This window comes from Streptomyces sp. NPDC006476, assembly GCF_040612015.1.
Classification (GTDB): Bacteria; Actinomycetota; Actinomycetes; order Streptomycetales; family Streptomycetaceae; genus Streptomyces; species Streptomyces griseorubiginosus_B.
Genome location: NZ_JBEXPK010000158.1, coordinates 1 through 8,152, shown reverse-complemented (window position 1 = coordinate 8,152; position 8,152 = coordinate 1). Strand labels below are relative to the sequence as shown.

The 8,152-nt window shown below is 65.8% G+C and carries 3 protein-coding genes and 1 pseudogene; all 4 read left to right on the top strand.

Features of this window, described 5'->3' with window-relative positions; all coding sequences use genetic code 11:
- Positions 1–558 precede the first annotated feature (558 nt).
- The 4 genes and pseudogenes from ABZZ74_RS51525 to ABZZ74_RS51510 all read left to right on the top strand — a co-directional run bounded on the left by ABZZ74_RS51525 (position 559) and on the right by ABZZ74_RS51510 (position 7,947).
- Positions 559–1,494: a chitinase gene (locus ABZZ74_RS51525; RefSeq protein ID WP_356951049.1), complete on the top strand. Its 936-nt coding sequence runs from the start codon at positions 559–561 to the stop codon at positions 1,492–1,494.
- Between the two features lie 1,387 nt (positions 1,495–2,881).
- Entirely contained in the window at positions 2,882–4,348 is a 1,467-nt protein-coding gene (locus ABZZ74_RS51520; protein ID WP_356951048.1) for a hypothetical protein, read from the top strand.
- Positions 4,349–4,755: 407 nt separating this feature from the next.
- A pseudogene (locus ABZZ74_RS51515) lies at positions 4,756–6,804 on the top strand (bifunctional polysaccharide deacetylase/glycosyltransferase family 2 protein); the annotation flags it as partial.
- Positions 6,781–7,947, top strand: coding sequence for an LCP family protein (locus tag ABZZ74_RS51510; protein WP_356951050.1), 1,167 nt, complete (start codon positions 6,781–6,783; stop codon positions 7,945–7,947). The pseudogene ABZZ74_RS51515 and the gene ABZZ74_RS51510, both read left to right, overlap by 24 nt.
- Positions 7,948–8,152: the final 205 nt, after the last annotated feature.

Genomic DNA, 8,152 nt, shown 5'->3' with positions numbered 1-8,152 from the left:
CTGGTTTCCCGCCCGGCAGTACCCGCCATCAAGCACCGTGCCCTCTACGAACCCGGGCACGAACAAACAGCCTGACCAAGCCCACAGACCTTGACCGAACAGATAGAAGCACCCCCCGCGTCTGGTGACCAGAACGACAAGAGCCGTATGACGAGAGATCGTCACGGGCCGAGGGGTGAGAATCCCCTCGGCTACTCGGCGGGAAGGTTCAACGCGTCACGAAAGTTCGCCTTAGCACGTGCTTGAGGTGCGCTTAAGGAACAGTGCGCAATCATGAACCCGCCCCTACCTCCCGACATCTGAGTGCGGATCCGGCCGGGAGGGTTGCATTCCATTCGGTCGTAGTTGGGAAAGGATGTGGGCCAACGGACCGACTGCGCAGTCATGTCGGGCGACATCGCTAAGCACTCGCTGCCGTCCGCCGTCCCTCATCCACGATCATCTCGGGCCCGGAACCACGTGCTTCGTACGGAACACCCAGAGCCCGGCCAATGGTGCTGGCGATCTGACATGTCTCGCACCCCCCACGGCCCGTCGGCCCCTCTTCGGAAGGTATCCATGAAACTGCTTTACAAGTTCGGCATGGTGGCAGCGCTGCCGGTTGCTGTCACCACCACCGCACTGAGCGGCATCGGTACGGCTCAGGCCGCGAGCGCGTTCCCGGATCACTACGCAGCTCCATACCTGCAGATCACGGGGTCGGACAAGGGAGACATGTCCGCCGACATGAGGGCCACCGGAGTGAAGGACTACACCCTCGCGTTCCTGATCCCGCGGTCCGGATGCACGCCCAAGTGGGAGGCAGACGATTCCTCCGTGGGAGCGTTCGCCTCCCAGGTGAAGGCACTCAAGCAAGCAGGCGGTGACGTCATCGTCTCCTTCGGCGGCGAGTCGGGCGGCGAATTGGCTCAGACCTGCACCTCGGTCTCCTCGCTAACCGCGGCCTACGAGAACGTGGTGAAGGCCTACCGCATCACCCGGCTCGACTTCGACATCGAAGGCGATGTGCTGGGCGACTCCGCCGCCAACACCCGGCGCAACAAGGCGCTCGCGGCCCTGCAGTCCGAGAACCCCTCCGTCCAGGTCGACTACACGCTCGCCGTGGACCCCGACGGCCTGCCTTCCCAGGAACTGGGCGTACTGCGGGACGCAAAGAACCGGGGTGTGAACGTCAGCGTCGTCAACCTCATGACGATGGACTTCGGCGATGGTGAAAACGCCCTGAACGACGCCCAGTCCGCGGCCCGTGCCACATCGGGTCAACTGGCCAGCCTGTACGGGATCTCGAAGGCCGCCGCATACGCCAAGATGGGCCTGACGCCGATCGCCGGACGCAACGACGACAGCGAGGTGTTCTCCCAGTCCGACGCCAAGAAGCTCGAACGCTTCGCAGCCTCGAACGGCGTACAGGAACTCTCCTTCTGGGAGCTGCACGACTACGACAAGGCAACCGGATTCGCCTACTCCCGCATCTTCAACGCAATCGGCGGCTGACCGGCCCGGCTAACTCCTGTTGGAGCTGACCGGCCCGGCCAGCTCCAACAGGAGTTCGCTGTCTGATCGGAAAAGGCCCGGGAGAAGAAGAGATGACGGAGAGAGACATCGACGAGCGGGCGGCAATACCGGACGAAGAGACAGAACCGGAGGAGTCGAAGGAGTCGATCAGGGCCGCGCTTTGGGAGGCTTGGACAGCGGGCGGCGCGCAGAAGTCGCGGGCAGAAGGCGGGGTTCCGTCGCGTCCGGCGCCACGGGGCGTCGCGCGGTCTTTTCCGCGTAAGGCTTGGCCGCCCGGCGCCGATGCATGGCCACCGGTCTTCCGCCTCATGGCGGCGGAAAGAGCGGATCCCTTGGACGGATTGGGCTCAGGCGGACGCCGCCTCGATCTGCCGGCCAAGCTGCATGAAATCGGCAGGAGCGTCGCCGGCGGCGAGAGTGGCGTAGGCGATGAATGCGGCCAGAGCCGCCTCGGCCTGGGTCGTGTCCGGCGAGATCGGCTCCGTGCTCTAGGCACTGCCCGCGCGGTTGCTCGCTTAGGGGCCAGGTGGTCGCTCAGCGGATTGCGCCGGGACACAGCAACGGCCATCAGTCCCCTGGAGGTTGACGCCTCGGCCCAGATTCTGGACCACCAGCCGGGCGTGGTCCTCGGACGCGGCGGGCGGCGTCACATAGGACTGTTTGCGCCAGGTTGATTCGGCCCCACTTTCTCCATGATCGACACTCGTTTTGGCCCCACCCTGTGATGCCCGAAGCTCACGCGCTCCGTGGGCTGAGGAAGGGAAAAGACACAGCTAGAGGCGGTAGTACGTGGTCCGAGCCCGCTGCCGCCCACCCGCTGTGGGGTGGAGCCAACTCCGATGTCGGGGTGGTACCAGCGCAACCTGTCACAAACACATAGGACATTTACCAGGTCTCGCAGTGGGGAGCGGTGGCGCTTCGACGGCACCGCAGCGGCCGCTCGGGAAGCGGGCACGAGCGATCGACTCGAATGGCGAGGTCCAGGCGACGACTGAGCGGACAGCGCAGACGACGGCCGTCAGGTTTCTCCCGTTTTGCCGCCGACACCGCCGGTCTGCTACCGGGCCTCCCGACGGCTACCCGCACTCAACCCTCATCAGCTGGAGACAGCGAACCTGCGAGAAAAGACCGCTTACACGATCAGGACCTCGAATCTGCCAAGGCCGCGAAACGTACGGCCAACTGACCTGAAAGTTCTGCAGCTGTGATCAGCACCAACCCAATTCTCCGTCGTCACCGCATGAACTCAGCCGGGCGGCGGCGCCGCATCATCGTCTACTCCACGGCTCTGGCCTGCGTCGCAGGTTTGGGAGTCGGAGTGTTTACAGCGTCCGCATCGGAGAAGAGCGGCGCCACGCGGGCCGCCGTGAGCACCGACTGGCTGACATACAGCAATGGCGCTCTGCAGTACCGAAAGGACAAGCAGGGCAACCGGATTCCGGACTTCTCCCAGGTCGGCTATCACGCCGGGGACAAGGCCATCCCGAGTGTCCCGGTCGAGAAGTCCCTCGCCCCGACGCCGAGCGGCGACGACACCGGCCGAATCCAAGCGGCCCTGAACGCCGTGGCAGCGACCGGCAGGCCTGGAGCGGTTCTTCTCAAGCCCGGCACTTACCGGCTGTCAGGCACCGTACGGATCACGGCCTCCGGACTCGTACTGCGTGGCTCCGGCGCCAGTGGTGGCAACCGCACACTGCTCCAAGGCACCGGGAAGCCACACGCGCTCATCCAGATCGGCGCCGCGAGCGGCAAACCAGTCCGGGTCGGCACCGCACTGCCGGTGACCGACACCTACGTACCCGTTGGCGCCACCACCCTGCATGCCACCGGCGCCGCCACCTCCCTCAAGGTCGGCGACCGGATCGTCGTCCAGCGGCCCCAGGAGAAGAACTGGATCACGGCCATTGGCATGGACAAGATCCCCAACCGGCCCAGCGGCACGCCCAGCAAGCAGTGGACCCCCGGCTCCGGGCTTCAGTTCGAACGCACCGTCACCGGTGTGTCCGGCACCACTGTCTCCCTCGACGTTCCGCTCACCAACGCTTTGGAGAAGGCATACACCCAGGCGACCATATGGAAGTACACCTTCGCTCAACGCGTCAGCGAGTCGGGGGTGGAAGACCTTGCCGGTGATGGCCGGGCCATGGAATCCGAACCGAGCTGGCACGACTCCGGCTACTTCCAAACTACCCTGGTCGCCGTCGACGGGACCGAGAATTCCTGGGTGCGCAACGTCACGGCAACCCGCTTCGGACAGGCCTACGTACTCGGCAACGAGGCTCTGCGTGTAAGCGTGCTGAACACCAAATCCCTGCAGGAAGGGGTTCCTCAGGACATCCATGCCACCCCCGTGGCATACACCATCAGCGGGCAACAGGATCTGGTCAGCGCCTGCACGGTGACCGGTAGTAACCTCCACGCTTGGTCCACCATGGGGCGCGTCGCCGGACCCGACGTCTTCACGAACTGCACCGCCACCAACACCGGACCGCGAGGCATGGACGCCGGCCCACACATGAAATGGGCGACCGGGGTCCTCTACGACCACATGACCATGGACTCCAGCGGCTTCATCCAACTGCAGGACCGCAGTTGGATGGGCTCCGGTCAAGGCTGGGCGGGCGCCAACAGCGTCCTCTACAACGTTTCAGCCGGCCACTGGCTGGTAGAGAACCCGCCCACTGCCCACAACTGGGCCATCGGCATCACCGGAACCCCCAAACCGACTTCGCCCGGCCACGTCCTGGGCGAGATACAGTCGGCAGGCAAGCCCCTCACTGCCCCCGCCAGCCTCTACACGCAGCAGCTCGCCGAGCGGCATCCAACGGGTTGATCCTGATCGCCGGACGATACGCGTCGTCGCCGTGTTACTCATCGCCCGAGTTCGACGATTCCCGGACGGCGATGCGGCAGCTGATCCGGCTGGTGAGGAGGCAATCATGACGGGTCTTCGGGCGGGAGCCCGCCGATACATGCCGGCCTGCGTGCGCTCTTGGACGTACCGCAGGGTACGGACCTGGACAGAGCTTCGGACGCGGATGCAAAGGTGCGCGGGACGGAGGCCGTTCGGCGAAACCGTCCCGGCAGACTCGCACAGGTGCCGGGTACCGCGTCGACCGACCGTGTCGGTGCCCTCCTTTCGCTGGATTGCACCGGACTTGAGGTATTCCCTGCCGTCGCTGATTAAGGCCGAACAGATACCGATTTTCCTGTGTTTAACGTCATGCCGGGAGTGGTGACGTGAGTCGATCGACACGACGTCGGCACGCCCGTTTCCGAGAGCCCCGCGGGCACTGGTGGCTGCTGGCCCTGATCCTGCCCGTCATCTTCGCCGCGTTGCTCTTCGAGGGCTGGACCACCCACGAGGTGGACGCCGCCAAGACACGTCGTCCGTGCACCAGGCCCGTTCCGGGAGCTGTGGACGAGAGCGGTCCCGTCTTGCGTCGTATCGACGGGAATCAGGTGCTCTCCGCGGTGGCGCCCGCCCGTACCGTCGGGCTCACCTTCGACGGTGGGCCCGATCCCGAATGGACCCCGCGCCTGCTGGACCTGCTGCGCGCGCACCATGCGCACGCCACATTCTTCGTGTTCGGCGCACAGGCGGCACGGCATCCTGACCTGGTCAGACGAATACTCGCAGGTGGCAACGAGGTCGGCTCCAACACGTACACGGGAGCCGACCTCGGGTCCTCCTCTCGCGTCCGCTCCGCGATGGAACTGACACTCACCCAGAAGACCCTCGCGGGTGCGGCGGGCGTCCGCACAAACCTGCTGCGGATGCCGATGACGTCCCGGGTGGACACGCTATGCGGCGCTGAGTGGAAAGCGGCCCGAAGCGCCGTAGGCGACGGGTACGTCCTGGTCGCCGCGAACCGGCCGGACCGTGATCCGGCGCAGGGCCTGATCCGGCAGTTCAGCCAGACGGAACTCGCGTACCAGGAGACGAAGCAGTTGCTCGCCTCTCGGCACGCCGATCGGTTCACCACCGTGACGGATGCGGTCGGCCTGCCCTCTGCCGACAGACGGGTCTCCACCAGCGAACGATGGCAGGGCAGAGCGCTGATCCTGGCGACTGCCAGCGGTCACGCATTCACCCAGGCCATGAGCTGGGTGCTGGGCGCGGCGGGAGCGCTGGGCGTGCTGCGGCTGGTGATGCTGATCGTCTTTGCCCGAGCCCACGTCCGGCGCCTGACCCGCCTCCGCCCCGGCTCGCCCTGGCTGCGGGAGGTCAGCGAGCCAGTGACGGTGCTCATTCCCGCGTACAACGAAGAGGCCGGCATCGAGGCCACCGTGCGCTCACTGCTCGCCTCCACGCACCCGTACCTCGAGATCATCGTGATCGACGACGGCTCGACGGATCAGACGGCGGACCTCGCCGCCTGGATCGGCGATGCCCGGGTGCGGGTGATCCGGCAGCCCAACTCGGGCAAGGCGGCCGCCCTCAACACTGGTCTGGCCAACGCGTCGTACGACATCGTGGTGATGGCCGACGCCGACACGGTCTTCGAGGTCGACGCCATCCACCGGCTCATCCAGCCGCTCGCCCATCCGGCCGTCGGCGGCGTCAGCGGCAACACCAAGGTCGGCAACCGGCGCGGGTTACTGGGCAGATGGCAGCACCTGGAGTACGTCTTCGGATTCAACCTCGATCGGCGGATGTTCGAGGTGCTGGAGTGCATGCCGACGGTTCCGGGCGCGATCGGCGCCTTCCGCCGTGACGCGCTCATGGGCATCGGCGGGGTCAGCGAGGACACTCTCGCCGAGGACACCGACCTCACGATGGCCCTGTGGCGGGCCGGCTGGCGGGTGGTGTACGAGGAGTCGGCCGTCGCCTGGACCGAAGTGCCCACCTCACTGCGGCAGTTGTGGCGGCAGCGCTACCGCTGGTGCTACGGCACGCTGCAGGCGATGTGGAAGCACCGCAGAGCCGTCGCTGAGCTGGGCCCAGCCGGTCGCTTCGCCCGCCGCGGCCTGACCTATCTGGCCCTCTTCCAGGTGGCCCTGCCGCTGATCGCTCCGGTCGTCGACCTCTTCGCACTATACGGGGTGCTCTTTCTCGACCCCGTACGACCGGCCGGCGTGTGGCTCGGCTTCCTGTCCATCCAACTGATCTGTGCCGGTTACGCGTTGCGGCTCGACGGCGAGCGGTTGCGGTCCCTGTGGTCGATGCCGCTGCAGCTGTTCGTCTACCGGCAGCTGATGTATCTGGTCGTCATCCAGTCCGTGGTCGCCCTCCTGCTCGGCACCCGGCTGAAGTGGCACCGCATGCACCGTTCCGGCACGGCGGCCACCGAGAAACTTCGGCAACCGGTCACCATAGGACAGCTGCCATGGAAAACAACCACCGAGCCGTACGAACGCCGTACCCTCGGTCCGAACAGCGGCAGCGGCAGCGGCAGCGGCGCCGGCGGAGACGTCCGGCACGGCGGCGGCGTCCACAGCCGGAGTGTCAGACCCTCCTGGGTACGCCCCAGTCGGCGTCGGCGGATCGTTCGTCGGCTCGCCGCCCTGTTCTGCGCATTGCTTCTCACAGGTGCGGGCACCTACGCCTGGGCCGACTTTAGACTCGACAGGGCAGTTGACCTGAGCAAGATCGTGGACCGTCCGCCGCCGGGGAAGGGGACCACATACCTCATCGTGGGCTCCGACAGCCGTGACGGACTGTCCCAGCAGGCAAGGAAGGACCTGCACACCGGCACGGCCGGCGGTGGCCGGACCGACTCGATGATGCTCCTGCACACCGGCGCTCACGGCACCACGATCGTGAGTCTCCCGCGCGACTCCTGGTTGGCCCTCCCGCCGTACGTCGATCCAGAGACCGACAAGCAGTACCGGGCGTCGAAGAACAAGCTGAACGCGGCCTACTCCTTGGGCGGGCCCCGGCTACTTATCCGAACGATCGAGCTGAACACTGGCATACGAATCGACCATTACGTGGAAATCGGCTTCGCGGGGTTCGTCGGCGTCGTGGACGCAGTTGGCGGTGTCGAAATGTGCCTGAATCGGGGTATCAAAGATACGAAGTCAGGAGAGAACCTGACGAAGGGCTGTCACAGTCTGAACGGCGCCGAGGCTCTGGCGTTCGTCCGCCAGAGGCACCAGGAGGCGCAGGGCGACCTCGGGCGTTCCAGGAACCAGCGAAAGTTCCTGTCCGCCCTTGCCCGCAAGGCCGCCTCACCCGGCACCGCACTTGATCCATTCCGGACCTACCCTGCCCTGAGCGCGGCGCTGGACACCCTCGTCGTGGACAAGAACATGGATCTGCCGACCCTCATCTCGCTCTTCCGCGCGATGAACAGCCTCTCGGGCGGCAACGGCAAGCAACTCAACGTCCCCGTCTCCGACCCGGCTCTCAGCACGTCCAAGGGCAGCGCCGTGAAGTGGGACACGGCGAAGGCCAAGAAACTCTTCACCGAGATGAGGAACGAATGACCTTCGCTTTGGACAGCTGGCGCTTCCCGAAGCGGGAGTGTAAATCTAACCTCGATCTTTCGCGCGCCCAGCAGACTCGGAGGTCTTCGTGACGTAGTAGATCTTGACTTTGTCGGGGATCTTGGAGTTGCCGAGGTCAGGTGCCCAGGGTTCGCCAGGACTTCGGCCGGGGGATCTCGTGCTGATCGAGGTAGGTCTGGAAGGC

Coding starts and splice junctions, on each gene's coding strand:
- ABZZ74_RS51525 (WP_356951049.1), top strand. CDS start 559: ATGAAACTGCTTTACAAGTTCGGCATGGTGGCAGCGCTGCCGGTTGCT.
- ABZZ74_RS51510 (WP_356951050.1), top strand. CDS start 6,781: ATGCACCGTTCCGGCACGGCGGCCACCGAGAAACTTCGGCAACCGGTC.